27 protein-coding genes are annotated in these 22,920 nt (G+C 66.4%); 11 read left to right on the forward strand and 16 right to left on the reverse strand.

Going from position 1 to position 22,920, the window contains the following annotated elements; genetic code table 11:
• On the reverse strand, window positions 1-477 hold a 477-nt coding region (locus ACK4SV_RS01590; RefSeq protein ID WP_409916032.1), incomplete at its 3' end, for a TonB-dependent receptor plug domain-containing protein.
• Between the two features lie 86 nt (window positions 478-563).
• On the reverse strand, window positions 564-935 hold the full coding sequence (locus ACK4SV_RS01595; RefSeq protein WP_409916033.1) for a hypothetical protein: 372 nt from the start codon (window positions 933-935) through the stop codon (window positions 564-566).
• Between the two features lie 200 nt (window positions 936-1,135).
• Between ACK4SV_RS01595 and ACK4SV_RS01600 the strand changes: the two genes are divergently transcribed.
• Window positions 1,136-2,554 (forward strand): MATE family efflux transporter, encoded by a 1,419-nt coding sequence (locus ACK4SV_RS01600; RefSeq protein WP_409916034.1) that lies wholly within the window; start codon window positions 1,136-1,138, stop codon window positions 2,552-2,554.
• Between the two features lie 42 nt (window positions 2,555-2,596).
• Here ACK4SV_RS01600 and ACK4SV_RS01605 read toward each other — a convergent pair whose 3' ends face one another.
• Window positions 2,597-2,902: an HU family DNA-binding protein gene (locus ACK4SV_RS01605; RefSeq protein WP_409916035.1), complete on the reverse strand. Its 306-nt coding sequence runs from the start codon at window positions 2,900-2,902 to the stop codon at window positions 2,597-2,599.
• 60 nt (window positions 2,903-2,962) lie between these two features.
• Complete coding sequence (locus ACK4SV_RS01610; RefSeq protein ID WP_409916036.1) at window positions 2,963-3,874, reverse strand: hypothetical protein; 912 nt, start codon at window positions 3,872-3,874, stop codon at window positions 2,963-2,965.
• Between the two features lie 221 nt (window positions 3,875-4,095).
• Here ACK4SV_RS01610 and ACK4SV_RS01615 point away from each other — a divergent pair, with 221 nt between their 5' ends.
• Window positions 4,096-5,022, forward strand: coding sequence for a Gfo/Idh/MocA family protein (locus ACK4SV_RS01615; protein ID WP_409916037.1), 927 nt, complete (start codon window positions 4,096-4,098; stop codon window positions 5,020-5,022).
• A gap of 17 nt (window positions 5,023-5,039) precedes the next feature.
• Here ACK4SV_RS01615 and ACK4SV_RS01620 read toward each other — a convergent pair whose 3' ends face one another.
• The 7 genes from ACK4SV_RS01620 to radA form a co-directional block, all read right to left on the reverse strand.
• Complete coding sequence (locus tag ACK4SV_RS01620) at window positions 5,040-5,585, reverse strand: SRPBCC family protein (RefSeq protein ID WP_409916038.1); 546 nt, start codon at window positions 5,583-5,585, stop codon at window positions 5,040-5,042.
• 100 nt (window positions 5,586-5,685) lie between these two features.
• Window positions 5,686-6,906 (reverse strand): cation:proton antiporter, encoded by a 1,221-nt coding sequence (locus tag ACK4SV_RS01625; protein WP_409916039.1) that lies wholly within the window; start codon window positions 6,904-6,906, stop codon window positions 5,686-5,688.
• 22 nt (window positions 6,907-6,928) lie between these two features.
• Window positions 6,929-7,645: an SDR family NAD(P)-dependent oxidoreductase gene (locus ACK4SV_RS01630; RefSeq protein ID WP_409916040.1), complete on the reverse strand. Its 717-nt coding sequence runs from the start codon at window positions 7,643-7,645 to the stop codon at window positions 6,929-6,931.
• Between the two features lie 22 nt (window positions 7,646-7,667).
• Window positions 7,668-9,119 carry an amidophosphoribosyltransferase gene (gene purF / locus ACK4SV_RS01635; RefSeq protein WP_409916041.1) on the reverse strand — a complete coding sequence of 484 codons (1,452 nt, stop codon included), beginning with the start codon at window positions 9,117-9,119 and terminating at the stop codon, window positions 7,668-7,670.
• A gap of 118 nt (window positions 9,120-9,237) precedes the next feature.
• Window positions 9,238-10,047 carry an erythromycin esterase family protein gene (locus ACK4SV_RS01640; protein ID WP_409916042.1) on the reverse strand — a complete coding sequence of 270 codons (810 nt, stop codon included), beginning with the start codon at window positions 10,045-10,047 and terminating at the stop codon, window positions 9,238-9,240.
• Between the two features lie 81 nt (window positions 10,048-10,128).
• A complete protein-coding gene (locus ACK4SV_RS01645; RefSeq protein ID WP_409916043.1) occupies window positions 10,129-10,662 on the reverse strand; it encodes a CvpA family protein in 534 nt (177 codons plus the stop codon).
• Window positions 10,655-12,037 carry a DNA repair protein RadA gene (gene radA, locus ACK4SV_RS01650; RefSeq protein ID WP_409916044.1) on the reverse strand — a complete coding sequence of 461 codons (1,383 nt, stop codon included), beginning with the start codon at window positions 12,035-12,037 and terminating at the stop codon, window positions 10,655-10,657. Before radA ends, ACK4SV_RS01645 begins: the two co-directional genes overlap by 8 nt.
• 194 nt (window positions 12,038-12,231) lie before the next feature.
• Here radA and ACK4SV_RS01655 point away from each other — a divergent pair, with 194 nt between their 5' ends.
• Window positions 12,232-12,684: a hypothetical protein gene (locus ACK4SV_RS01655; RefSeq protein WP_409916045.1), complete on the forward strand. Its 453-nt coding sequence runs from the start codon at window positions 12,232-12,234 to the stop codon at window positions 12,682-12,684.
• A 48-nt stretch (window positions 12,685-12,732) separates the two neighbouring features.
• Window positions 12,733-13,929, forward strand: a complete 1,197-nt coding sequence (locus tag ACK4SV_RS01660) for a TIGR03862 family flavoprotein (RefSeq protein ID WP_409916046.1) — start codon at window positions 12,733-12,735, stop codon at window positions 13,927-13,929.
• 87 nt (window positions 13,930-14,016) lie between these two features.
• On the opposite strand, the gene ACK4SV_RS01665 is transcribed toward ACK4SV_RS01660, so the two are convergent.
• From ACK4SV_RS01665 to ACK4SV_RS01685, 5 genes are all read right to left on the reverse strand, one after another.
• Window positions 14,017-14,304, reverse strand: a complete 288-nt coding sequence (locus ACK4SV_RS01665; protein WP_409916047.1) for a hypothetical protein — start codon at window positions 14,302-14,304, stop codon at window positions 14,017-14,019.
• Between the two features lie 164 nt (window positions 14,305-14,468).
• Entirely contained in the window at window positions 14,469-15,245 is a 777-nt protein-coding gene (locus ACK4SV_RS01670) for an ABC transporter ATP-binding protein (protein ID WP_409916048.1), read from the reverse strand.
• On the reverse strand, window positions 15,242-16,024 hold the full coding sequence (locus ACK4SV_RS01675; protein ID WP_409916049.1) for an MlaE family ABC transporter permease: 783 nt from the start codon (window positions 16,022-16,024) through the stop codon (window positions 15,242-15,244). Before ACK4SV_RS01675 ends, ACK4SV_RS01670 begins: the two co-directional genes overlap by 4 nt.
• Window positions 16,025-16,029: 5 nt before the next feature.
• Window positions 16,030-17,088: an alanine racemase gene (gene alr, locus ACK4SV_RS01680; RefSeq protein WP_409916050.1), complete on the reverse strand. Its 1,059-nt coding sequence runs from the start codon at window positions 17,086-17,088 to the stop codon at window positions 16,030-16,032.
• A gap of 32 nt (window positions 17,089-17,120) precedes the next feature.
• Window positions 17,121-18,602, reverse strand: a complete 1,482-nt coding sequence (locus ACK4SV_RS01685; protein ID WP_409916051.1) for an MFS transporter — start codon at window positions 18,600-18,602, stop codon at window positions 17,121-17,123.
• 162 nt (window positions 18,603-18,764) lie between these two features.
• Here ACK4SV_RS01685 and ACK4SV_RS01690 point away from each other — a divergent pair, with 162 nt between their 5' ends.
• The 7 genes from ACK4SV_RS01690 to ACK4SV_RS01720 all read left to right on the forward strand — a co-directional run bounded on the left by ACK4SV_RS01690 (window position 18,765) and on the right by ACK4SV_RS01720 (window position 22,916).
• Entirely contained in the window at window positions 18,765-19,214 is a 450-nt protein-coding gene (locus ACK4SV_RS01690) for a hypothetical protein (RefSeq protein ID WP_409916052.1), read from the forward strand.
• Between the two features lie 103 nt (window positions 19,215-19,317).
• A complete protein-coding gene (locus ACK4SV_RS01695; protein WP_409916053.1) occupies window positions 19,318-20,520 on the forward strand; it encodes a DUF2336 domain-containing protein in 1,203 nt (400 codons plus the stop codon).
• A 94-nt stretch (window positions 20,521-20,614) separates the two neighbouring features.
• A complete protein-coding gene (locus ACK4SV_RS01700; protein WP_409916054.1) occupies window positions 20,615-21,103 on the forward strand; it encodes a Na+/H+ antiporter subunit E in 489 nt (162 codons plus the stop codon).
• Window positions 21,100-21,405, forward strand: a complete 306-nt coding sequence (locus tag ACK4SV_RS01705) for a monovalent cation/H+ antiporter complex subunit F (RefSeq protein ID WP_409916055.1) — start codon at window positions 21,100-21,102, stop codon at window positions 21,403-21,405. The genes ACK4SV_RS01700 and ACK4SV_RS01705 overlap by 4 nt, the downstream gene beginning before the upstream one ends.
• Complete coding sequence (gene mnhG, locus ACK4SV_RS01710) at window positions 21,398-21,772, forward strand: monovalent cation/H(+) antiporter subunit G (protein WP_409916056.1); 375 nt, start codon at window positions 21,398-21,400, stop codon at window positions 21,770-21,772. Before ACK4SV_RS01705 ends, mnhG begins: the two co-directional genes overlap by 8 nt.
• Entirely contained in the window at window positions 21,769-22,467 is a 699-nt protein-coding gene (locus ACK4SV_RS01715; protein WP_409916057.1) for a DUF4040 domain-containing protein, read from the forward strand. Before mnhG ends, ACK4SV_RS01715 begins: the two co-directional genes overlap by 4 nt.
• Window positions 22,464-22,916 carry a Na(+)/H(+) antiporter subunit B gene (locus ACK4SV_RS01720; RefSeq protein WP_409916058.1) on the forward strand — a complete coding sequence of 151 codons (453 nt, stop codon included), beginning with the start codon at window positions 22,464-22,466 and terminating at the stop codon, window positions 22,914-22,916. The genes ACK4SV_RS01715 and ACK4SV_RS01720 overlap by 4 nt, the downstream gene beginning before the upstream one ends.
• Window positions 22,917-22,920 lie beyond the last annotated feature (4 nt).

A 22,920-nucleotide genomic window follows, 5' to 3' on the forward strand; every position in this document is an offset into this window, starting at 1 on the left:
GCTGCCAAGGGCGGCGCCACCGCGCAGGACGGTGATGTGAGACGCCGAGGCGAAGTCCAGGACCGGCGGGTCGAAATTGCCATCGGCCTGGTTGATGACGACGCCGTCGCGGATGACGAGCACGCCCTTGCCATGGCCGGTGCGGACAATGCCGGAGCCGCGAATCGACAGGCGCAGGTCTTCGTCCCCGAACCGCGGCGCTGCGAAGACGCCGGGCGCAAGGCGCATCGCATCAGCGAGCGTGGCTGTGCGGCTGTTGCGCAGGGTTTCGGCATCGATGATGCTTGCCGCCCCGGCAAGGGTCTCGAGGGCGCGGGCGGCCTCCTCCGCCGTTCGGGCGGTCAGGGAGGGCGGGCGGGCCTCATCGATTGAGACGGTATCGAGGATGCGCTCGGCGTCTTCCTGGGCAAGGGCGGGGAAGGCTGCGGTGAGCGCGATGAGCGCCGTCGCCGAGGCGGCGTGAAGCAAGTTTGACATGGGGGTTTTCCTGATCTGATGAAAAGCTGAAGCTGCGCGGAGATGGGCGCCGAAGACGCCCGCTCACGTGCCGGATGTGGCAGGGATCAGATCAGGGAGGGCGGGCCGCGGGCGCCGACCGGCGGGCCACGGGCATTGGCCGGACCGACTGCCGCGCGGCTGGCCCGGCTGGAAGCCTCGGGCGCGGGCCATTGCATTGTCAGATCGGCCGGGGGGAGCACACTCAGACCGCAGAGCTGGTGACAGACTTTGCAATCGTCTGGCAGGGCGGGCTGGGACGGAACCTCGCCGGAAAGCAGTTCGGCAAGCTCCCGGCCGATGGCCGGGTTGGCGGTGTCGCCCGCCTCGGCACAGACCAGCATGAAGGCGCTGCCCGCCTCCGGCCCATGAGCCCGGGCATGGAGGCCCGGCATTAGCATGATGAGGCCGAGCGCAAGGAACGCCAGGCTGCGTGCCATCAGAGTGAACCGTGGGCTGAGCATTGTTTTCTGGTACTCATCTTCCTGGCGGCCCGTCCACCTAATTCTCCCCGCTTGCGACTGCGGCAAATTTTCATCGCGTGCGAGGGCTGCAGCTTGCCGCCGCAAAGCAGTTCAGGCATACGGCCCGGCTGCTCGGAAACCGGAGAATGCCGGGATAATCACAAGGGAGGGCAGTCATGACGGCGTCGTCGCGCCTGCCCGCCTGGGCGCGCCCCTCGGATGTTGCGGACCTGATCCGCCTGTCGGTGCCCATCGCCATCAGCCGGATGGCGATGATGCTGATGGGGCTGACAGATGCGATCGTGCTCGGCCAGTTTGCGCCGGGCGAGCTGGCCTATGTGCTGAATGCCTGGCTGCCGATTGGCGTGTCGCTGGGGCTCGGCATCGGGCTGTTGCTGGGTGTGCAGGTGCTCACGTCCGAACTGCTCGGTACGGGGCGGGAGGCGGGATCAGGCCGCATCTTCCGGCGGGGCCTCATGTGGGGCATCGGGCTCGGGGCGGCGCTGACATTGCTGATCCTGCCGCTGGCAGATCCGCTGTTCCACTGGATCTTCGTGGCGATTGCCCCGGCGAGCGAAGCGGCCGCAGCGGCTGCCTCCGGCGAGGAAGTGGCGGCGGCGACGGCATCAGTGACGCGCATCCTCGCCTTTGGCCTGATGGGCCACATGATCACAGTCGCGTGCTCATACTATCTTGAAGCGCTGCGCCGGCCGCTGCTGGTGACGTGCCTGATGTATGCCGGTGTTGCGGTGAACCTGGTGCTGGACCTCGCGCTGGTGGCCGGCTTCTGGGGCTTCCCGCAGATGGGGGCCGAGGGCGTCGCCTGGGCGACGACGGGCACGCGCTGGTTCCTCGTCATCGTGTTCCTGATCCTCGTGGCGGTGCTGACGCCGGCCTTCCGCCGCTCCCCGCCGGCCGAGAAGGGCGAGGCGGCGCATCAGGTGAAGGTGGGCATCGGGACGGCGATCTCGAATGTGGCCGAATGGGGTGGGTTCAACATCACCTATGTGATCGCGACCTGGGTCTCGATCGCGGCGAACGCGGTCTATGGCTACACCGTGCAGATCATCGGCCTGTGCTTCATGTTCTATCTGGGCATCGCCACGGCGACGAGCGTGCGGGTGGCCGAGGCTGTGGGCCGTCGCAACCAGGAGGAGGTGCGCAATGCGGGCCGACTCGGCGTGGTGGCGACGATTGTGCTGGGCGTGGTGCTGGGCGTGCTGCTGGTGCTGTTCGGGACGCCGCTGTCGGGGCTGCTGGTGCGGCCCGATGCCGAGATCGCGGGCATCATGCTGGCGCCGGCGATCGCCGCGCTGATGTGGATGGCGGCGCTGATCACGGTGTTCGACGGCCTGCAGGCGACGGCCTCGTTTGCGCTGCGGGCGCAGGGGATGGTGTGGTTGCCGAGCGGCATCCATCTCGGCTCGTTCTTTATTGTCATGATCCCGGCCTGTTACTGGCTGGCGATCACACTTGGGCGCGGGGCGGCGGGCGTGCTGGAAGGCGCGTTCATCGGCTGCCTGGTGGCCGGGGCGCTGCAGGTGGCGGTGCTGGAATGGAAAGCGGCGCGCCCGGTTTCCGAACGCGCCGCCTGAACTTTACACCGTGCCCCCGGCTGTGCGGAGGCGACAGAGGGATCAGATGTCCTTCAGGGCCGAAGCCGGCTTGAAGGCCATTGATGTCTTTTCCGGAATCTTGATCGTTTCCTTGGTGGCCGGGTTGCGGCCTTCACGGGCATTCCGGGTCTTGGCGGCAAAGGTGCCGAAGCCGGCAATTGCAACCTGCTCGCGTTTCTTCACTGCCGCTGCGATGGTGTCGAAGAGGGCATCGATCGCCTTGCCGGCGTCGCTTTGCGACAGGCCGGTCGACTGGGCCACCGCTTTGGTCAGTTCACCCTTATTCATAGGGGTTCTCCTCTGAATTACATGACGTTTACGCGTCATTGGCCCGACATACCCACGATTCGGAAAGCGTGAATACGCCGGATTGCCCATAGACACAGGCTAAACGCCGAGAATCCAGCCCTCTTCGGCCAGCACGGCCCCGATTTGTTCCGGGGAAAGCGACTTGCCTGTGGAAAAACTCGCGCCGAGGAGGCCTTTTTCGTCCAAATCCGCGTAGTGGCGGGCGATTCCGCGTACCTGGGCCTCGTCGGCGACCTCACCTTTTTCGGGTTTGACCTTGAGGATCGAGGGGTAAATCTCGGCCATCACGACACTGACATCCTCCAGGGAACCGGCTGTGATGGGCGCGTCGCCGAACTCGAACGGCCAGACCCGGGAGGTGGGCCAGAGCTGACGCAGGGCATGGACATGCGGCAGGCCGGTGAGGGTCTGGCTGCCGACACTGCCGGCATAGGCGAGCTGCCAGACCGATTTCGGCTGGCCGGCTTTTTTCTCTTTAAGGTAGGTTTCGCAGAGCCTGAACTCGGCCAGCGGCGCGCCGGAATAATCGGGGCGCGTGGCCGCAAGCGTGGAGACGACATCGCGCGCGGGCGCGCCCCAGAAGGGGAACGGGCCCTTGGAGATCGCATAGTTGAGGCCGGCGGCAATGGCGTAGCGGGCGTTGGAATTGTCGGCCTTGTCCTTCAGCTTGCCGGCGAGGTGGGCGTGCATCGCCTGCCACGGCGCCTGGGAGGCGGTGTCGAGGCCGAGCGCAGCCGCGGTGCCGGCGGGATAGCCGAGGGAGAAATCGAAGCCGAGCAGCACCTTGTCGCCGCGCTTGGTCAGCTTGGCGACCATATCCTCGATGAAGGCGCGGGCCTTCAGGCGCGTGTCGATGTTCACGCTGCGGAATTGCAGCTTGAGGCGCGCATCCTTGGCGAGGATGCCGATCCAGATCGAGTTCGGCCCGAGCGCCGGCTTCGTGGCGGCGCTCCAGTCGGCCATGATATAGGCATCAAACAGGGCAGGCATGGGTCGGCAGGTTCCCGGTCTGGATAGGGCGGCAGGGGCAATTTGAAATGAAACAGGCCGTCCACACCGGAACGGCCATGCCCGCGCGTCATGATCGCTCTGCTGCGCGGCTGCAAGCCTTTTTGCAGGAATGAGCGGCGGGCTGCAATCCTGCCCGCGCGGACACCGGGGCTTGCCCCCCGGGCCTCTGGATGGCATGCGGACCATAAAGGACGGGCGGAATGACCAGGCTGAGAGTAGGCGTCGCAGGCGCCGGCGTGTTCGGGAATTACCATGCGCAGAAGGCCGCCGCCTCGGCGCGGGCAGAGCTGGCGGGCATCTTCGACGTTGACCTCGCGCGGGCGGAGAAGCTTGCGGAGACCTTCGGGGCGCCCGGCTTTTCCGATTATGCGGCGTTTCTTCGCCAGTGTGATGCGGTGGTGATCGCCGTGCCGGCGACGTGGCATGAGCCGCTGGCGCGCGAGGCGATCGAGGCGCACTGCCATGTGCTGGTCGAGAAGCCGCTGGCGCTGTCCGGCCTCGCGGCGCGCGACCTCGCCGATGAGGCGGCGGCGCGCGGGCGCATCCTGCAGGTCGGCCATCAGGAGCGGTTCGTGGCGATGGCGATGGGCGTGCTGGCGATCAAAGAGACGCCGAAGCTGATCGAATCTGTGCGCTCCGGCCCGCCGGCGCCGGGCGGGCGCGCGGGCGATGTCTCGGTGATCTGGGACCTGATGATCCATGATCTCGACCTTGCGGCGATGATGCTGGGGCGGGAGTTTACCCGCGTGGAAGCCACGGGGCGGCGCGTGCACTCGCCCTACCTTGATGAGGCAGAGGCGCGCTTCGAGTATGCGAGCGGCGGGCGGGCGATCCTGCGGGCGAGCCGGGCGGCAGAGTTCCGGGAACGGACGATGCGCGTGGTGTATCCCTCCGGCGAGATCGATATCGACTTCCTGACGCGCCGGCTGATCAATACAACGCCTTATGAAGTGAAGGTGGATATTTCCGCTGACATGCCGGACCCTCTGGGCTCGGCGGATGAAGGCTTCTATGCCGCCTGTCTCGGTCTTGCGCGCAGCCCCGTGCCGGCGCATGGCGCGGTCGCGGCGGTGGCGATGGCGGAAGCGGCGGAGGCGTCGGCGCTGGCGGGGGCGAACACCGACTGATCGGGCCCGAGGCTCGTTCAGGCTGCTTCCGACATGGCCTGGATATTGGCGAGACCGCTCCGCATATAGGCCGTCCAGAATGTGCGCACGATGAGCCCCAGCGGCAGGCTCGCGAGGGCGCTGGCAGGTACGAACACATAAGTCCAGATGATCCGGGTGCGGTCTGCATCGATTTCCTCGAACAGCCAGGCACCCCGGGCTTCTGCGGCCAGCCCCGCCATCGGACCTGTAAAGCCGCTGACCCTGTAGCCAAACTCTGCGCGGCCATCCGTGGGCGGACGGCCTTCACTTGGTTCGCTGAAAGTGATCTCTTCGCGCACAGTCGTCCCGTCGGAGAGGTGAACAAACCGGGTCTGTCCGGGAACGTCCCACCGGCCCGTCTGGCCGCTGGTAGAGGTGACGGCAGGGATCGGTCCCTTGCGGCGCGGAAAGACGCGCGGAAGTTCGACCGGGACGAAGACCTTCCAGACTGTTTCCAGCGGCGCGCTGGCAATTGTTTCGACCCGGGCAGACAGCCGTCCGGTTGCGCCTGCTCGTTCTCTGTTGGCAATAGGGTCGGTCATCGGCGCCATCGGCCACCTCGAATTATCAGCCCGGATCCCGAAAGCTGTCCGGGCTGCGGAGACCTCTCCTTATAGGCCCTTGCGGGCGGGAAGGGAACAATTAAGGGGGCGTGCCCTCTTCAGCCGCGACGGGTGCGGTCTCTTTCCTCAGCATCGGGGCGACCATGGGGATGGTCAGCATTGTGCTGGCGGCGGCCATCAGGAGGCAGGCGGTGAAGGCGTCATTGGTGATGACGCCGCGGTCGAGCAGGATGTTGGCAAAGATGATCATGATCAGCGCCTTGGTCTGCAGGAGCCAGCCGATGAGCGAGGCTTCGCCCTTCTTCCAGCCGAGCGCCATGCCGGCAAGTTTGACGCCCGCGAGCTTGCCCGCGACCGAGGCGACCAGAAGGATCGCGGCGGCGGCAAAGACGGCTGTGCCGCCCATATCCCATTCGGTGCGCAGGCCGGTCGAGAGGAAGAAGACCGGCATGATGGCGAGCAGGATGTGGTTGCGGAAGAGGTCCATCTGCGCTTCGTCGAAGGTGTCGCGGTCGAGCACCGCGCCGGCGAGGAAAGCCCCGACCATGTAGTGCAGGCCCGCCCAGTCAGACACCAGGGCGGCGAGCGCCATCCAGACGAGGCCGAGATACCAGCGGTCCTTGGTTGGGACACGGATCATCAGCCAGCGCACGCAATAGGCGATGGCGGCGAAGACGACGAGGAAGATCGCCTGCCGGCCGATCCGGTCCCAGTCGAGCAGGATGAGCGCGAGGACGCCCCAGATGGCGATGTCGTCGAGGCTGGCATAGCGCAGGATGCGCTGGCCGATTGGCTGGCGCAGGATTTCGAGCTTCTCGAGAAACAGGACGAGGATCGGCAGGGCGGTGACGGCGCAGGCCATGCCGATACCGAGAATGAACTGCCAGGTCTGGGCGTTCGGTCCCATCCAGCCATCGCCCATCTGGAGCAGCAGGATGGCTGCGCCGCAGCCGAACAGGAGGGGTGTGGCGAGGGCAAGGCCGGCGGTGGTGCCGGTTTCGCCGCGATTTTTCCAGGCGGATTTCAGGTCAAGCTCGATGCCGGCGATCCAGACGAAGATCATCACCGCCCAGGTGGCGATGCCGCTCAGCATACTGATGACTTCCGGGCGGAAGACGAAGTCGTAATAGGCGGGGAAGGCCGCGCCGAGCACGCCGGGGCCGAGCAGGATGCCGCACAGGATCTGCACGACAACGAGCGGCGCGAAATATTCAGTCCTGAACAGGCGCCAGATGAGATACGGCACCGTGAAGATGATCAGCATCGCGATCAGGTAGACTTCGGTGATCGTGATGGTCATGCCGGTGTCCCCGCGCGGATCATCAGCTGTTGGTCAGTTCACGGAAGACGATGCGCTCGCCGGTGCGTTTTTCCTCCGGCGAGACGAGGCGGACGAGTTCGCGGGCGACGTCGTCGGGCGCGGGCAGCGTCATCGGGTCTTCGCCGGGCATGGCTTCGGCGCGCATCCCGGTGCGGGTGGCGCCGGGGTCGAAGATGTTGACGCGCAGCGGCAGGTTCTCGTTTTCATCCGCCCAGGCCATGACGAGGGCTTCGAGGCCTGCCTTGGAGGCCTGATAGGGGCCCCAGAAGGCGCGCGGGCGCCGGGCGACACCGGAGGTGACGAAGACGGCGCGCGGGGCGGCGGACTGGTGCAGCGACGGGCCGAGGGCGCGAATGAGATGGGCGTTTGCGGTGAGGTTCACCTGGATGGTTTCCTCGAAGCTGCGCGGGCCGCAGGTTTCCAGCGGGCCGAGCGTGCCGAGCAGCGCAGCGTTGGCAATGAAGCCGTCGAGACGGCCGAACTTTTCGGCGATGACCTTGCCGAGCGTGTCGATGCCCTTGGTGTCCTTCAGGTCCATCGGCACGAGAACGGCTTCGGAGCCGGCGCGGCGGATTTCGTCATCGAGTTTCTCGAGCGCGGCCTTGGAGCGCGCGACAGCGATGACGAGATCGCCCTGCCGGGCCAGTTCCAGTGCAGCCGCGCGGCCGATCCCGCGCGAGGCGCCGGTGACGAGAACAAGTCTTTTCATGGCGGTCATCCGGCCTTTGATAGCGCCAACATCAGACATCGTCCAGCAGCGAGAGCTGGCGTTCCTTGTCGGCCTGGTCGCGATGGTAATCCTGCAGCGGGGTCGGATAATCCCCGGTGAAGCAGTGATCGGCGAACTGGGGCGCCATGCCATTGCGCAGCGGCTCGCCAATCGCCTTGTAGAGGCCGGGTACCGACAGGAAGCCGAGGCTTTCGACCTTCAGCTCGCGCACCATCTCGTCATGGCTGTGGATGGCGGCGAACAGCTCGGACTTGGCGGCCATGTCGATGCCGTAGAAGTCCGGGTTGAGGATCGGCGGGCTGGCGGAGCGGAAGTGGATTTCGCGGGCACCGGCTTCGCGCACCATCTGCACGATCTTCTTCGAGGTGTTGCCGCGCACGATGGAGTCATCCACCAGCACGACGCGCTTGCCTTCGAGGATGGCGCGGTTGGGGCTGTGCTTCTTGGAGATGGCAGTCTGCCGGCCGGTCTGGGTCGGCTGGATGAAGGTGCGCCCCACATAGTGGTTGCGGATAATGCCCATCTGGAAGGGGATGCCGGAAGCCTCGGAAAAGCCGAGCGCGGCGGGCACGCCGGAATCCGGCACCGGCACGATCACATCGGCATCGGCCGGGGTCTCGAGCGCGAGCTGCTGGCCCATCCGGCGGCGCACTTCATAGACCGAGCGGCCCTGGATGAAGCTGTCGGGGCGGGCGAAGTAGACATATTCGAAGACGCAGGGGCTCGGCGGGCGCGGCGGGAAGGCGCGGATCGATTCGATGCCGCTGCTGGAGATGACGACGACTTCGCCATTCTCGATCTCGCGAACGAACTCAGCCCCGATGATGTCCAGCGCGCAGGTTTCCGAGGCGAGGATATAGGCGGTGCCGACGCGGCCAAGGACGAGCGGGCGCAGGCCGATGGGGTCACGCGCGCCGATCAGCTTTTTGCCGGTGATGCCGACAAGCGCGTAGCCGCCCTCGATCTGATGCATCGCCTCCACCAGCCGGTCGACGAAGCGCTTCTTCGGGCTGCGCGCGACAAGGTGGAGGATGACTTCGGTGTCCATGGTGGACTGGAAGATGGCGCCGCCCTGGACGAGTTGCTGGCGCAGGATGCGGGCATTCGTCAGGTTGCCGTTATGGGCGACAGCGAAGCCGCCGGTGTCGAGATCGGCGAAGATCGGCTGGATGTTGCGCGCGACCGGGCGGCCTTGCGTGGAATAGCGGTTGTGGCCGATGGCGGCATGGCCGGGCAGGCGCTGGCGCAGGTCGCCGCCAAAGCCCTCGCCGACGAGGCCGAGATGGCGCTCTGAGGAAAAGCGCTTGCCGTCAAAGCTGACGATGCCGCAGGCTTCCTGTCCGCGATGCTGCAGGGCGTGGAGGCCGAGGGCGGTGAGGAGGCTGGCTTCAGGGCTACCAAAGATGCCGAAGACCCCGCATTCCTCGCGAGGCTTGTCGTCATCGTGATCGAAAAGGACCATCGGGACGGGTTCCGGCTTTTCGAGTGAAGGCGCCACTGCCTGCGCGCGATATAGGCCGGTTTGCGCGCTGGCGGAAGGGCGCGCATGACAGAAGTTTTACAAAAAGGCAGTCGCGCGGTCAGAGGCCGGGCGCAGGCGTCAGGCCGGGGTGCTGGACGACGATGTCCACCGATTGAGGGTCGCCCGGCAGGGGGCGGGCGGAGCGTGCCGGCAAGATGGCCCAGCGGCTGGTTTCTGCCGCGCCCGCAGCAGCGCCGGAAAAGTCCTGGGTGATCCAGACAGCCTCGCCGCCGGCGAGATCGCCGCGCACGCCGAGCGCGCGTCGCTTTTCCCCGGTATCGGCAAAACTGTACGTGTAGCCCCAGAAGATGGCCATCCGGCCAGGTTCCGCCGTCTGGGCGAGCGGGCAGTCCTTGCCGGCGATGCGCACGGGCATATCCGTGAAGACGGCGTTCCAGCCGCGCAGCCAGGTCATCAGCTCGGCAAGCTCGGCGGTTTGCAGCATCGGTTCGATTCCTGCCGCGCGTACCGTGTCGGCGGCGAGATCGGCGGTCTGTGCCCCGGCGATATAGGTGTCGAGCACCGAAGCGGCGGCGCAGGGCGCATCGAGGATGATCACGCCGAGGCCATGGCGCTCCACGAGGGCCTGGGTCAGCGCGGCCTTGAGCTGGTTTTCCTCTGTGCTGAAACTGCCCGGGAAGCCAAAACTGACCAGGCTGGCGCCGGAGACGGCGTCCGCAAGGGCGATCAGGCCGGGATCGGCGGGGTCCAGCGCAGCGGGGGTGAAGCGGGGTTCGGCGGGTTCTGCAGTTGCGGCAGCAGCAGGCGGGCTGATGCCGGACGGATCCGGCGCAGGAACTGGCTGGCTGGCGCAGGCGGCGAGCAGGGCGGCAGCGGCCGGGATCAGGAAGCAGCGGCGGGGTGCCATGATAAGTCCCTCATTCTGCTGGACGAGCGGCGATTTCACGAGTCTAGCGGGCGTGCTGCGCCGGGCGCAAGGGCGGACACCTTACAGGCTAGCCGCGCGGCTGGCTTCGCGTGTCCGGCCGATTTCCTCTGCCTCTCCGGTTATCTGGCCTGCGAGCTGTTCGAGCAGCGGATAGGTGAGGCTTTCGGCAATGAAAGGCGGCACCCGGTCTCGCTCGACCGCCGCGCTGGTCAGGACGGCGAAGAAAATCAGCGCCACCGCGCCGCGGAAAATGCCGAAGATGAGCCCCGCGACATGGTCGAACATGCCGATTTCGCCGTCGCTCATGATGGATTTCGACAGGCTCTGCCCGAACCAGGCGACAAGGACATAGACGATCAGGAAAGCCGTGACGACGAGGATGATGTCCGGCGCCAGCGGATGGGTGCCCTCCGGCAGCAGGGCGGCGAGGTGGGTCGTGAAGAATTTCCGCGCATAATAGGCGGCGGCGAGCGCGCCGATGAACGCACCCAGTGTCGCCAGTTCGCGCAGGAAGCCGCGCGCGAACGCCATGATCGCGGAGATGATGATGATGCCCGCCGCAATGGCGTCAAAGGCAGAGAGGGATTCAAGCATCAAGGCCGTCCGGAGCCAGGAGGTCGACGAGGGCGATAAGCCGCGCAATCGGGCGGACGGTCAAGCCGCTGTCTGCGGCTGTTGTGCCTTCCGGGGTGATCGCACTGCGGAAACCGAGGCGGGCAGCCTCCTTCAGGCGCAAATCCATGCGCGGGGTGGCCCGTACGGCGCCGGAAAGGGCAATCTCGCCGAAGAAGACGCTGCGCTCGGGCACCGGATTGCCGGTGAGGGACGAGAGGAGCGCGGCGGCGGCGGCAAGGTCGCCGGCCGGTTCGGTAATCCGGTAGCCGCCGGCGACGGAGAGGTAGACATCCATGCCTGCCAGGCTGACCCCGCAGCGCGCTTCCAGCACCGCGAGCAGCATGGCGAGGCGCCCGGCATCGAAGCCGACGACGCTGCGTCGGGGCGTGCCATAGGGGCTCTTGGCGACGAGGGCCTGCACTTCGGCAAGCACCGGGCGCGAGCCTTCGATGGCGGCGAACACGGCTGTGCCGCCGCCCGCTTCAGCCTCTGACGAAAGGAACAGGGCGGAGGGCTCTTTCGCCGGGGTGAGGCCGAGGGCGTGCATCTCGAAAATGCCGATCTCGTCGGTCGGGCCGAAGCGGTTCTTTACTGCGCGCAGGATACGGAACTGATGGCCGCGCTCACCTTCGAAATAGAAAACGGCATCGACCATATGCTCCACCACGCGGGGCCCGGCGATGGTGCCTTCCTTGGTGACATGGCCGACCAGCACAAGGGCAGCGCCGGACTTCTTCGCCCAGCGCACCAGCTCCTGCGCGCAGGCGCGGACCTGCGCGACCGAGCCCGGGGCCGCTTCGAGACTGTCCGACCATAGCGTCTGGATCGAGTCGATCACCACGAAATCGGGGCTGGCTTCCTTCAGCGCGGCGAGGATGCGGCGCAGGTCTGTTTCGGTGGCGAGCTGGACGGGGGAACCCGCGACTTTCAGACGCTTGGCGCGCTCCTGGATCTGGGCGGCGGCTTCCTCGCCGGAGACGTAGACGGTTTTCACGCCGTTGCGGGCAAGGCGCGCGGCGGCCTGCAGCAGGAGCGTCGATTTGCCGATGCCGGGATCGCCGCCGATGAGGGTGGCCGAGGCAGGGACGATGCCGCCGCCGAACACGCGGTCGAGCTCCTCCACGCCGATGACGATACGGGAGACCGGCTCGGTTTCGGCATTGAGGGCGGTGAACTCGGCCTTCGGCCCGCGCTTGGTGCCGGATTTTTCGGCCTTCAGTGCGCCGGGCGGGGCAGAGACAGCCTCCTCGACCAGCGTGTTCCATTCCCCGCAGGATTCGCAGCGCCCCGCCCATTTGGCGAAGACCGCCCCGCAGGACTGGCAGACGAAGGCGGAGGTGGAGGCTTTGGCCATGGGGGAATCGCTGCGGCAGCTTGTGTTTCGGAGCGGAGTCTAGGCGCGCGGGGAGCGGGGCGCAAATGGCGGTGTCAGGGCGAGTCCTCGCTGTTGTCACGCTCGAGCGGAGCGGGGCGCTGGCATCGCTCCACCTGTTCGGGGGCGTTGAAGGAAGGCGGCTGATCTGTAACCTGATGGAAAAGGGGACATCCATGCGTCTGAAACTCATCGCCGCTGCTGCGGCCCTTGCCATCACAGCGGCTGCACCTGCGGCGGCGCGATATGACGACGCGGCGAGTATCAATGCGGCCTACGCGCAGGGCAAAGCCTCGGGCCAGACGGCAGAGACCGTCAATGAGCACTGGACTTGCGCGACCTTCTGGATGGTGTGGGCCGATTTCGTGGAGGACGAATTCAGTGAGGCGATGCTCGCAAAGTTCGACCCCGCCCTCAGCGAGGCTTCGGCGGAAGCGGCGATGGCGCATTGGGAGCGGCAGGCCCTCCTGAAGATGGGCACCGGCATGGCCCCGATCCCCGAGGAGACCGACGCCTATATCCGCGGGCAGATCAACAAGGCCTGGGACTTCGCCGAGGGCGTTGCTTTTGGCGAGGACTATACCCTGCCGCATGTCCTGGGGGTGTGCGCCCTGCCTGCGCCGGGCTGACGGGCTGGCGGGCTGGCGGGCGCGCGGCCGGCTCGCTAAAGGGGCGGGGTGAAACACATTGCGATCATCGGGGCGGGGCCGGCGGGCCTGATGGCGGCGGAAGCGGCGCTGGAGGCCGGCGCGCGCGTGGCGATCTATGACGCGATGCCGAGCCCGGCCCGGAAATTCCTGATGGCGGGCAAGAGCGGGCTCAATATCACCCATTCCGAAGATGAGGCATTGTTCCGTGAGCGGTATATGTCACCGGACGCGCGGCTGGCGGAGATGGTGGCGGCGTTCGGGCCGGGCGACATCGTGCGCTGGATGGCGGGGCTGGGCATTGAGGCGCATGTGGGCTCCTCCGGCCGGGTGTTTCCGGTGGGGATGAAGGCTTCGCCGCTGCTGCGGGCCTGGCTCGCGCGGCTGGGGGCGGGCGGGGCGGAACTGCACACGCGCCATCGCTGGACAGGATGGGACGCAGGCAGGCGCCTTGTGTTTGATACGCCGGAGGGCGAGGTGGTGGTGGCGGCGGATGCCGTGATCCTCGCGCTGGGCGGGGCAAGCTGGAAACGGCTTGGCTCGGATGGGGCGTGGGCGGACATTCTGGCGGCGCGGGGCGTGGAGGTCGAGGCGTTCCAGCCCTCGAATTGCGGGTTTCTGGTGGACTGGTCAGACCGTATGCTGGCGGGGCAGGAAGGCGCGCCGGTCAAGGGCGTGGTATTATCCGCTGGCGGAGCATCTGCGCGAGGCGATTTCGTGATCACGAAGGCCGGGATCGAGAGCGGGGCGGTGTATCCGCTGTCGGCGGCGCTGCGGGCGGAGATTGCGGCGAAAGGCGAGGCTGTGATGAGCCTCGATCTTGCTCCTGATACGGAGGAAGCTGTGCTTGCCGCGCGGCTCGCGGCTGCGGGGGTGAAGGAGTCGGCGTCGAATCGCCTGCGCAAGGCCGGGCGGCTGGACGCGGCGAAGATTGCGCTGGTGAATGAGGTGACGCGCGGGGCGCCGCCAAAGGAGGCCGGAGCGCTGGCCGGGCTCATCAAGGCGCTGCCGCTGAGGCTGACGGGCATGGCGCCGCTGGACGCGGCGATCTCCACGGCGGGCGGCGTTGCATGGCGCGCGCTGGATGAGCAACTGATGCTGACCGCGCTGCCGGGCGTGTATTGCGCGGGCGAGATGGTGGCGTGGGACGCGCCGACGGGCGGCTATTTGCTGACGGCGTGCCTCGCGATGGGGAGAGCAGCGGGGCGGGCGGCAGCGAGCAGATAGCGGAGGCGGCGTGCGCCGCTCTTCTCCTCCCCCGCTTCGCAGGGGAGGATAAGGGGTGGAGTCAAAACGGATATCTGCTCGCCACCATCATTCTGTCTTGGATGGTGGGCCCTCTTCAAGCTGGGAGTGATACATACGGATCAGGTAATCTTTGCGGTCATGATCCGATATGTGCAGTATAGGAACGGTTGCGAGATCATGCTCCGGATCAAATGCGCTAAACTCACTGTACCAGAACACTTCGCTGAGCGGCTGGTCCGCATGTGCCGTTGTCATCAGAAAGTTGTCGCCGGCCCCCTGGTTGCGTTCTTCATAGAGCACCGATGCCCAATCGATATCGTCTTCCCACTTGCTGCAATCCTTGCCCCAAGCCATTGCATAAAGGCACCCGCCATCAACCAGCCAGCAGCTTACCTCATACCGCCAATCGGCCGGGACCGACGCATCGGCAACAACAACTGCTCGGAACGGTTCTGCAATACTCAGGTTCGGTATCGGCTGCGCCGGTCCGAGCCGCTGATAATATAACCTTGAGTTCCTCATATCGCCGGCTGGATTGGCCCGTCGGCTCGTCCGCTTACGAACTGGTCTACGTATTCGTTGCCGCTGGTCATGACGTCTGCTGCCGGGCCGCGCCAGATGATGCGGCCTTCGAAGAGCATGGCGATTTCGTCTGCGATCTTGCGGGCTGAGGCCATGTCGTGGGTGATGGTGACGGCGGCGGCGCCGAGGCCTCGGACCTGTTCGAGGATAAGGTCGTTGATTGCATCGGCCGTGATCGGATCAAGGCCGGTGGTCGGCTCGTCGAAGAAGATGAGATCCGGCTCGGAGATGATCGAGCGGGCCAGCGATACGCGCTTCTGCATCCCGCCGGAAATCTCGGCGGGGTAAAGCCCGGCAACGTCCGACCCCAGACGGACTTTCCGCAGCGTGTCGATGGCGCGGTCCTTTGCGTCCCTGCGGCTCATGCGTTCGGAATGGATCAGGCGGAAGGCGACGTTTTCCCACACGGTGAGGCTGTCGAACAGGGCGCCGGCCTGGAACAGCATCCCGATGCGCGCGCGCATGGCCTCGCGCGCCTTGCCGGTGGCGTTGGTGACGTCTTCGCTATCGAACAGGATGCGGCCCTTGTCCGGTGTCATCAGGCCGAGGGCGTTTTTCAGCATGACGGATTTGCCCGAGCCCGAGCCGCCGATCACGACGAGGCTCTGCCCGCGCGCCACATCGATATCGACGCCGCGCAGCACTTGTTTCTGCCCGAACGCCTTCTCGACGCCTTCGAGTTTGAGGAGCGGACGGGCGGCGGTGTCTGTCACAGGCCGATCTCCACGAACAGGGTGGACAGGACATAGTTGAAGGCGAGGATCAGCACGGCGGCGCCGACCATGGAGAGGGTCGCCGCGCGGCCGACGCCCGTGGCGCCGGCCTGGCTGCGGTCGCCCTGATAGCAGCCCATGACGGCAATGAGGCCGCCGAAGATCACCGCCTTGATCAGGCCGACGGCGATGTCGTTGGAGGTCACGAAGTCGAGCGTGTTGCGCAGGTAGACGGTGGAGTCGAAGCCGAGGCCGTAGACGCTGACCAGCCAGCCGCCCATCACGCCGATGATGTTGGCGATGGCGACGAGCGCGGGCAGGGTGACGAGCGCGGCGAGGAAGCGCGGCGCATAGAGGTAGCGGTAGCGGGAGGCGGAGAGCGTCTCCAGCGCGTCGATCTGTTCGGTGACCCGCATGGCGCCGATCTCGGCGGCAATCCCGGCCGAGACGCGGCCTGCGAGCATCAGCCCGGTGATGACGGCGCCAAGCTCGCGCGAGATGCCGAGCACGACGATGGAGGGGACGAACTGTTCGGCGCCGTAGCGGCTGCCGCCTTCATAGATGTTGAGGGCGAGGGCCGCGCCGATGAAGACCGCGGAAAGGCCGACCACGGGCAGGGAGTAGAAGCCGATGCGCACCATCTGGCGCAGGATTTCGGCGCTGTACCAGCGCGGCGTGAAGGCCGCTGCCCCCACATGCCCGGCGAAGACCGCGAGCCTGCCGACTTCCGTAAACACGCCGAGCGTCGCGCGGCCGATGAGCTGCAAGGGGTTCGTCATGGCGATCAGGTCAGGTAGACACGTTCCACTCTGGGGCCAAGACCTGTCAGCAGTTCATAGCCGAGCGTGCCACAGAGCGCCGCCTGTTCTTCCAACTTGGCATTCTCGCCCAGGAATTCAACCCGTGTGCCCGGCTTGGCATTGCGCCCGGCCCCGGTCAGGTCGATCGTGACCAGGTCCATGGAAATACGCCCGACAACCGGGCAGGGCTGGCCGTCGATCCAGGCCCTGAGCTGGCCGGCGCCGGATCGGGGCAGGCCGTCGGCATAGCCGATAGCGCAGGTGGCGAGCAGGCGGTCTTCTTCCAGCGTGTGGGTGGCGCCATAGCCGACCGTGCGGCCCTTGCGCCCGGTAAAGATGCTGATGATGGGCGCATCGAGGATCACGGCCGGTTTCAGAGGCAGGCTCGCGGGCGGGTGGGAGCCGCCATAGAGCGCGATGCCCGGGCGGGTGAGGTCATAGGCATAGCCCTTGCCGAGATAGCAGCCGGCCGAATTGGCCAGGCTGCCGGGGGTATCCGGGAATGCGTCAGTAATGGCGTTGAAGGCCGCGCGCTGGGCGGCGTTCATCTTGTGCGCAGGCTCATCGGCGCAGGCGAGGTGGCTCATGATCAGCACGGGCTGCATCCGGTTGAGGGCCACGGATTCGGTCTCGGCCAGGGCTGCGGGCAGTCCGAGGCGGTTCATGCCGGTGTCGAAATGCAGGGCGCAGGTGCCTTTGGGCGCGCCGGACCAGAGTTTCACCTGCGCTTCGGACGACAGGACGGCGGTGAGGCCAGCATCGCGGTAGAGCGGAAGCTGCCCGCGCTGCGGGCCGTTGAGGACGAAGATCCGGGCGGCGCGGCCGACTGCCTTGCGCAGGGCGGCGCCTTCTTCCGGATAGGCAACGAAGAAGGTGTCGCAGCCTGCAGCGCGCAGCGCCCGGGCGACGCGCACTGCGCCGAGGCCATAGGCATCGGCTTTCACGACCGCTGCTGTCGAGGCGCCAGGATGCAGCGCGTCCAGCGCCTGCCAGTTCGCGACGATGTTCCGGGTCTGCACATGGGCGCGGGGCATGAAGGTCATGGCCTCACCGCTAGGCGAGTTTCAGGGCCTTGTCATCCTGTGCGGCTGCCCGGTTCGTTGTGGGCGACCCAGGCAGAGCCCTTCATGTTCCAGACCGGGGTGCGCAGTGCCATCCAGACGAGCAGGGCGAGCATTCCGCCCGCCGGGACAATGGCGATTTTCTGTGGGCCGAACAGGTCCACGAGCGCGCCCATCAGGGCCGCACCGATCGGGGCGCCGGCCATGAAGCCGAGCTGGTAGATCGACAGGACCCGGGCGAGCTGTCCCTTGGGGGCCGCGTCCTGGACGATGGCGCGGCTCATCGCGATCGAGATGCCCGCGGCGATGCCCCAGATGAAGACGATCAGAAGGAACGACCAGTGCGGCACGGTCCAGAACAGGACGAAGATGCTGGACGAGCCGAGGAACTGGGCCGTCAGAAGCAGCCGGCCCTGCCGCTTGATCCGGCGGAAGATGGCGAGGACGACCGAGGAGCAGAAGGCGCCCATCCAGAAGGTCACGAACATGTCGCGGATGCCGGAGGAACCGAGATGGTAGACATCGCGGTTGATGATCGGCAGCACCACGAGGAAGGCGCCGATGACGAAGACCCCGACGCCGAACATCAGAAGCGTCATCGCCCAGAGCTTGCCATCGGCGCGTACCGCTTTCATGCCGTCGAGGATGTCGCCAAAGGCGGCGCCGAAGCCTTTCCGGCCGGTGCGGACCTGCTTGCCGCGGGCGAGCAGCAGGGCGAATCCGGCCCCGAAGGCGAGCGTGACGCCCTGGATGATGAGCAGCGTGTGGGCCGAGATCGGGCCGACGAGGAAGCCGCCCATCCAGCCGGGCATCCGGGTCGCCTGATCGGCATAGCCCGCGAGGGTCAGCCCGGCGATCTGGGCCAGGAACTGCGCCATGGTGGCCAGCGTCACGCCGAGCTGGAGGGTGACGCCGGAGCCGACGCGCATCCGCCGCTCGACCACTTCGTTCACGATGGAGTCGCGGGCCGGCATCATGAAGGCGCCGACCGTGCCGATAGTGAGGCCATAGATGATCATGCCGGCATAGCTGAGCTCGCCGCGCGAGACGGCGAGGGCGAGGAACAGCGCAGGCACAGCCGCCAGGAGGTGCAGGAGGATCAGGAGCCGGCGGCCATCGGCGCGCTCGGCCACGACCCCGCCGATCAGCAGGAACACCACCGAAGGCAGCGACAGGGCCATGTTGGCAAGGCCGAGCGCGAGCCCGTCCATGTTGAGGTGGCCCCGGCTGGTAATCAGGTAGGGAAAGAGAACAAGCTGGAGCCCGAATGCCATGAACCAGCTGCACTGGACACCGAGATAGGCCGGCAGCTCGATCTTCACGCCCCTGCGCAGTCGGCGGGCCCGCCAGCTGGACGCTGTCGCCAGCAGCGAGGCCCCGGCGGTCATGGCCTCGCTGAGGCCGCTGACCGGCGAGGTCACATCGGCGGACATGTCGCCTTCCGGCAGCGCCGGCGGGGTCAGCTCCTCTCCGGATGGGGGTGTTTCGTCGGTCATCTGTCCCTGTCGCAAGGCTGGCGCACAGTATGGGCCGGGGCGCGGCAATGGAAGCCCCTCGCCGGACGTGCGGACTGACGCAGCCACGGTGCGGCGCGGTTGCAAAGCGTGGGGCGCACCGGTAGGGTCAAACCGGAAGCCAGCCTGTGAGTGAGACCCTCCATGCGCACGATCCGGCACCTCATCAGCTGGGTACTGGCCCTCATCCTGATTTTCCTGTGCCTGCAGATGACACTGCATCCGCTGCCGGACCCGCCGCTGGGCGTGGTCAAGCTCTATGACATACCCGGGGAGAATGCCGTGTTCTCCACGCTGGCCGCACGCACCGGGCTGAGCCTGTTCGAGCCGGCGGGCCGGTTTATTGCAGCCGTGATGGAGCTTCTGGCGGCGCTCCTGCTGATTGTTCCGGCCTCCCGCAGGCTTGGGGCGGGGATCCTGGCGGTCATGTCCGGCGCCGGAATTGGCCTGCACCTGTCGCCCTGGCTGGGAACCGAGCTGATGCTGCCGGGCGGCGTGACCGACAGCGGTATGCAATTCCTGATGACGATTGTGCTGTTTGCCTTGAGCGTTCTGTTGCTCGTGCTGCACCCGGGCGGTCGCCGGGCGCGTTGAACGCCCTGTAATTGCTGCAGTCAGGCCACCGGGTCCATATCTCGTTAACGTTTCCGCAGGTATCCTTCGCTGGCCGAAAGCGGCGCCAGATCGAGGCGAAGGCATGATTGAAGGGCCAGACGCAGGCGGACAGGCATCCGGAGGCGTAGCGCGCGATGCGTTGCTGCGGCGGATCCTTGATGTCGTGTCGCTGCCGGCCTCGCGCCTGCCGCCGCAGGACCGGCAGATGGCCGGCGATATCCTGCTTGACCTCCTGTTCCATGCCGGCCCGCGCGAGCGGATCATGTGTGCTCAGCGCCTCGCCGCGAGCCGGGACGCGCCGCGGCGCCTGCTGCGCTACCTCGCCCAGTCCGATTTCTCCATTGCGAAGCCCCTTCTTGAAGAGAGCGAGGCGTTCGACGATTGCGACCTCGCCGAGATCGTCCAGCTGACGACACCGGAACACCGGCTGGCGATTGCCCGCCGCAGGAACCTCAGCGTCGGGACGACGGCGGCGCTGTCGATCCATGGCGAGCCGAATGTGGTGCGCGAGGCGTTGAACAATCGCACAGCAGTCTTTGCCGAGACGGCGATGGACCGGCTGGTCGCCCGCTCGCGCGAGGAGCTGTCATTGTGCCCGCTGCTGGTCGAGCGGCGCGAGCTGAAACCCACGCACGCCATGGCGATGTTCTGGTGGTCGGACGCCCCGACGCGGCGCAAGATACTGACACGCCATGCCGCCGACCGGGCCGAGCTGATCTCCATGTGCTCGGATGTGTTCGAGATGGCGGCTGCCGAAAACTGGAGCGACCCAGTGACGCGGAAGGGGCTGCAGCTGATCGAGCGGCGCCAGCGCAACCGTGCGGCGATTGCGCGCAGTCCCTATGCCAGTCTTGAGGATGCGGTGGAGGCTGCGGCCGCCGAGGGCATGAATGCCCAGATCGCGCAGGAGATCGGTTACCTGTCCGGCATCAAGCCGGTCACCGCCGCAAAGATCCTGTCCGATGCCGGCGGCGAAGGGCTTGCGGTCCTCTGCAAGGGCACAGGCCTGAAGCGGCAGTATCTCTCTATATTGTGGGCGTCGCTCCGCAGGCCATTAGAGGGCGAAAACGGCCAGCCGCACCCGCATTTCGCGGCAGTGGCGGAAATCTATGAAGTGCTCTCGGTCGCGCGGGCGCAGACGACCCTGCGCTACTGGAACTGGTCGCTCTCCTCGGCCTATTCGCCGGCGGCCCTTCGCCATGCCCAGCAAATGGGCGAAGTGGCCAATGAAGAGTCCGAATTCTCCGCCGCCCAGCGCACGGCCCGCCTCGTCTTCGGACGCTGATGCCTTTTTCGGCCGGGGTGGTCTTCCCAATCCGGCCTTGGGACTATAGGTGGGTCGTTCACGAAATCGGGACTGGTCTGAGCTGAGGAGCGCGGTGGCGTATTTCTTTGCACTTTTGGCTGCCATCGTGGCGTTCTGGCTGGGTAATTCCGGCCATTACAAGCCGTTGATGCTGTTCTTCGGCGCGGTGTCCGTGGTCCTGACGATGGTGCTCGCCCGCCGGCTCGGCACCGTCGACCGGGAAGGCGCGCCCTATGTGCGGCTGCCCGCGCTGATGCGCTATTATCCCTGGCTTGCGGTCGAAGTGGTCAAATCCAACTGGGTGGTCGTGAAGGCGTGCCTGCGTGCTGACCTCGATGTTGTCCCGACGCTGACAAAGATCCGCACCAAGTGCCGGACCGACCTTGGCCGCGTCACGTTCGCCAATTCGATCACGATGACGCCGGGAACGGTGGTGGTGGATATCGACGGCGACAAGCTGCTGGTGCACGGCCTTTATGAAGCCAACACCCAGCCGGAAGCCTTCCTTGAGATGGACCGGCGCTGCGCCGAGGCCTGCGACCCCAAGGAGGTGCGCGCATGACCGGAGCTGCGCTGATTGCCCTCCTGTTCGGGATGGCGCTCCTGCTCGTGCGGGTGCTTGCCGGGCCGACGATCTATGACCGCGTGATGGCGGTGAACTCATTCGGCACGAAGACGGTGCTGGTCATCGGCCTGCTCGGCTATGTCATGGGGCGCCCGGATTTTCTCGACATCGCCATGATCTACTCGCTGATCAACTTCGTCACGACGATCGCGATCCTCAAATTCTTCCGCTACCGCTCCTTCCAGGTGCCGCTGTCGCGCCGTGTGGACACGCCGCAGGGAGGCGACTCCAATGGCTGAGTTCTTCGCACTCCTCGGCGCGGGCTGGGACACGGCCCGTTTCCCGCTCGGCGCGGCGGCCTGCCTGATCGGCGGCATCCTCTGCCTCATCGGCACCATCGGCGTCCTGCGCTTCCCGGATTTCTACACCCGGCTGCACGCTGCCAGCATCACGGACACATCCGGCGCCGCGATGGTGCTGATCGGCATGGCGCTGATGGCGCCGAACTGGATCGTGCTGGTGAAACTGTTCTGCATCTTCATCTTCCTCTTCCTGACGGGGCCGACCAGTACCCATGCGGTGGCCAATGCCGCGCATGTCGCGGGCCTCCAGCCGCGGATTGGCCCGGCGGGCCAGGATGAAGCGTCCGGGGAGGCCCGGTCATGAGAGAGTTGATGGCCATCGATGCGGGCCCGGCCCTCATCAATATTTCGCTTCTGTCGATCCTGTTCGTGGTGGCGTTCTCGATCGCAAGGCTGCGCAGCCTGTTCGCCATCGTGATGCTGAGCGGGGTCTACTCGCTGGTATCCGCCGCCTGGTACATTGCGGTGGATGCCGTCGATGTGGGCTATACCGAAGCGGCTGTCGGCGCGGGCATGTCCACCGCCGTGCTGCTGGGCGCGATGCTGCTGACGGCGCGGACCGCGAAACCGGAAAAGCCGTTCAAGAATATCGGCCCGTTCCTTGTCTGCGGCGTGACGGCGGCCCTGCTGATCTATGCAACGGTCGACCTGCCGGCCATCGGTGACGGCCAGTCGCCGGCCAATACCGGCCCGGGCTACACCTATCTGCAGATCAACTGGTTCGATACCGGGGTGCACAATGTCGTCACCACGGTGCTCGCCACCTACCGTGCCTTCGATACGTTCGGCGAAGTGGTCGTGGTGTTCGTGGCGGGCGTCGCGGTCGCGATGCTGCTCGGCTTCGGCGAGCGCTCGCTGGCAGAGACGCTGCGGAACGGCAACGGGCCTGCCCGGAATTCTGGCCGGAATGGAGGCGCGGGCAAGACGCCGGCCCGCCGGGCTGATCCGCCCGCGTCCGGCAATCCGGCGACGGACAAGACAGATGGAGGCGGGGCATGAAGACCGATCATCACGTCATCCTGCGGGTGATTGCGAAATGCTTCATTCCGCTGATCCTGATCTATGGCTTCTACGTCCAGTTCCATGGCGAGGTAGGCCCAGGCGGCGCCTTCCAGGCAGGTGTGATCTTTGCGGTCGCGCTGATCCTTCATGCGCTGATCTTCGGGCTGGCGAACACGATGAAGGCGGTGCCGCCGGTGTTTGCGCGTTCGCTCGCAGCGGTCGGCGTGCTGCTCTATGCCGGGGTCGGGGTCTGGGCGCTGCTCAGCGGCGGCAAGTTCCTCGAATACCAGGCGCTGTTCGGGGAGCCGCCGGGCGGCCATGACGGGCAACATGCCGGCATCATTCTGATCGAGCTCGGCGTGCTGTTCGGCGTCGCGGGCGCGATGGTGACCATTTTCTATGCGCTGGCGGGCCGTGTGGCCGAAATCCGGGACGAGGACTGGTAAGAGC

Source organism: Hyphomonas sp. (assembly GCF_046313735.1).
GTDB lineage: Bacteria > Pseudomonadota > Alphaproteobacteria > Caulobacterales > Hyphomonadaceae > Hyphomonas.

What these genes read in the sequence shown, in the direction of transcription:
- ACK4SV_RS01630 (WP_409916040.1), bottom strand. Translation starts at nt 7,645, where the DNA reads ATGACCGCCATGAAAAGACTTGTTCTCGTCACCGGCGCCTCGCGCGGG.
- ACK4SV_RS01625 (WP_409916039.1), bottom strand. Translation starts at nt 6,906, where the DNA reads ATGACCATCACGATCACCGAAGTCTACCTGATCGCGATGCTGATCATC.
- alr (WP_409916050.1), bottom strand. Translation starts at nt 17,088, where the DNA reads ATGACCTTCATGCCCCGCGCCCATGTGCAGACCCGGAACATCGTCGCG.
- ACK4SV_RS01715 (WP_409916057.1), top strand. Translation starts at nt 21,769, where the DNA reads ATGAGAGAGTTGATGGCCATCGATGCGGGCCCGGCCCTCATCAATATT.
- ACK4SV_RS01615 (WP_409916037.1), top strand. Translation starts at nt 4,096, where the DNA reads ATGACCAGGCTGAGAGTAGGCGTCGCAGGCGCCGGCGTGTTCGGGAAT.
- ACK4SV_RS01720 (WP_409916058.1), top strand. Translation starts at nt 22,464, where the DNA reads ATGAAGACCGATCATCACGTCATCCTGCGGGTGATTGCGAAATGCTTC.
- radA (WP_409916044.1), bottom strand. Translation starts at nt 12,037, where the DNA reads ATGGCCAAAGCCTCCACCTCCGCCTTCGTCTGCCAGTCCTGCGGGGCG.
- ACK4SV_RS01600 (WP_409916034.1), top strand. Translation starts at nt 1,136, where the DNA reads ATGACGGCGTCGTCGCGCCTGCCCGCCTGGGCGCGCCCCTCGGATGTT.
- ACK4SV_RS01685 (WP_409916051.1), bottom strand. Translation starts at nt 18,602, where the DNA reads ATGACCGACGAAACACCCCCATCCGGAGAGGAGCTGACCCCGCCGGCG.
- ACK4SV_RS01640 (WP_409916042.1), bottom strand. Translation starts at nt 10,047, where the DNA reads ATGGCACCCCGCCGCTGCTTCCTGATCCCGGCCGCTGCCGCCCTGCTC.
- purF (WP_409916041.1), bottom strand. Translation starts at nt 9,119, where the DNA reads ATGGTCCTTTTCGATCACGATGACGACAAGCCTCGCGAGGAATGCGGG.
- mnhG (WP_409916056.1), top strand. Translation starts at nt 21,398, where the DNA reads ATGGCTGAGTTCTTCGCACTCCTCGGCGCGGGCTGGGACACGGCCCGT.
- ACK4SV_RS01595 (WP_409916033.1), bottom strand. Translation starts at nt 935, where the DNA reads ATGGCACGCAGCCTGGCGTTCCTTGCGCTCGGCCTCATCATGCTAATG.
- ACK4SV_RS01705 (WP_409916055.1), top strand. Translation starts at nt 21,100, where the DNA reads ATGACCGGAGCTGCGCTGATTGCCCTCCTGTTCGGGATGGCGCTCCTG.
- ACK4SV_RS01695 (WP_409916053.1), top strand. Translation starts at nt 19,318, where the DNA reads ATGATTGAAGGGCCAGACGCAGGCGGACAGGCATCCGGAGGCGTAGCG.
- ACK4SV_RS01675 (WP_409916049.1), bottom strand. Translation starts at nt 16,024, where the DNA reads ATGACGAACCCCTTGCAGCTCATCGGCCGCGCGACGCTCGGCGTGTTT.
- ACK4SV_RS01620 (WP_409916038.1), bottom strand. Translation starts at nt 5,585, where the DNA reads ATGACCGACCCTATTGCCAACAGAGAACGAGCAGGCGCAACCGGACGG.
- ACK4SV_RS01645 (WP_409916043.1), bottom strand. Translation starts at nt 10,662, where the DNA reads ATGCTTGAATCCCTCTCTGCCTTTGACGCCATTGCGGCGGGCATCATC.
- ACK4SV_RS01610 (WP_409916036.1), bottom strand. Translation starts at nt 3,874, where the DNA reads ATGCCTGCCCTGTTTGATGCCTATATCATGGCCGACTGGAGCGCCGCC.
- ACK4SV_RS01690 (WP_409916052.1), top strand. Translation starts at nt 18,765, where the DNA reads ATGCGCACGATCCGGCACCTCATCAGCTGGGTACTGGCCCTCATCCTG.
- ACK4SV_RS01655 (WP_409916045.1), top strand. Translation starts at nt 12,232, where the DNA reads ATGCGTCTGAAACTCATCGCCGCTGCTGCGGCCCTTGCCATCACAGCG.
- ACK4SV_RS01665 (WP_409916047.1), bottom strand. Translation starts at nt 14,304, where the DNA reads ATGGCTTGGGGCAAGGATTGCAGCAAGTGGGAAGACGATATCGATTGG.
- ACK4SV_RS01605 (WP_409916035.1), bottom strand. Translation starts at nt 2,902, where the DNA reads ATGACGCGTAAACGTCATGTAATTCAGAGGAGAACCCCTATGAATAAG.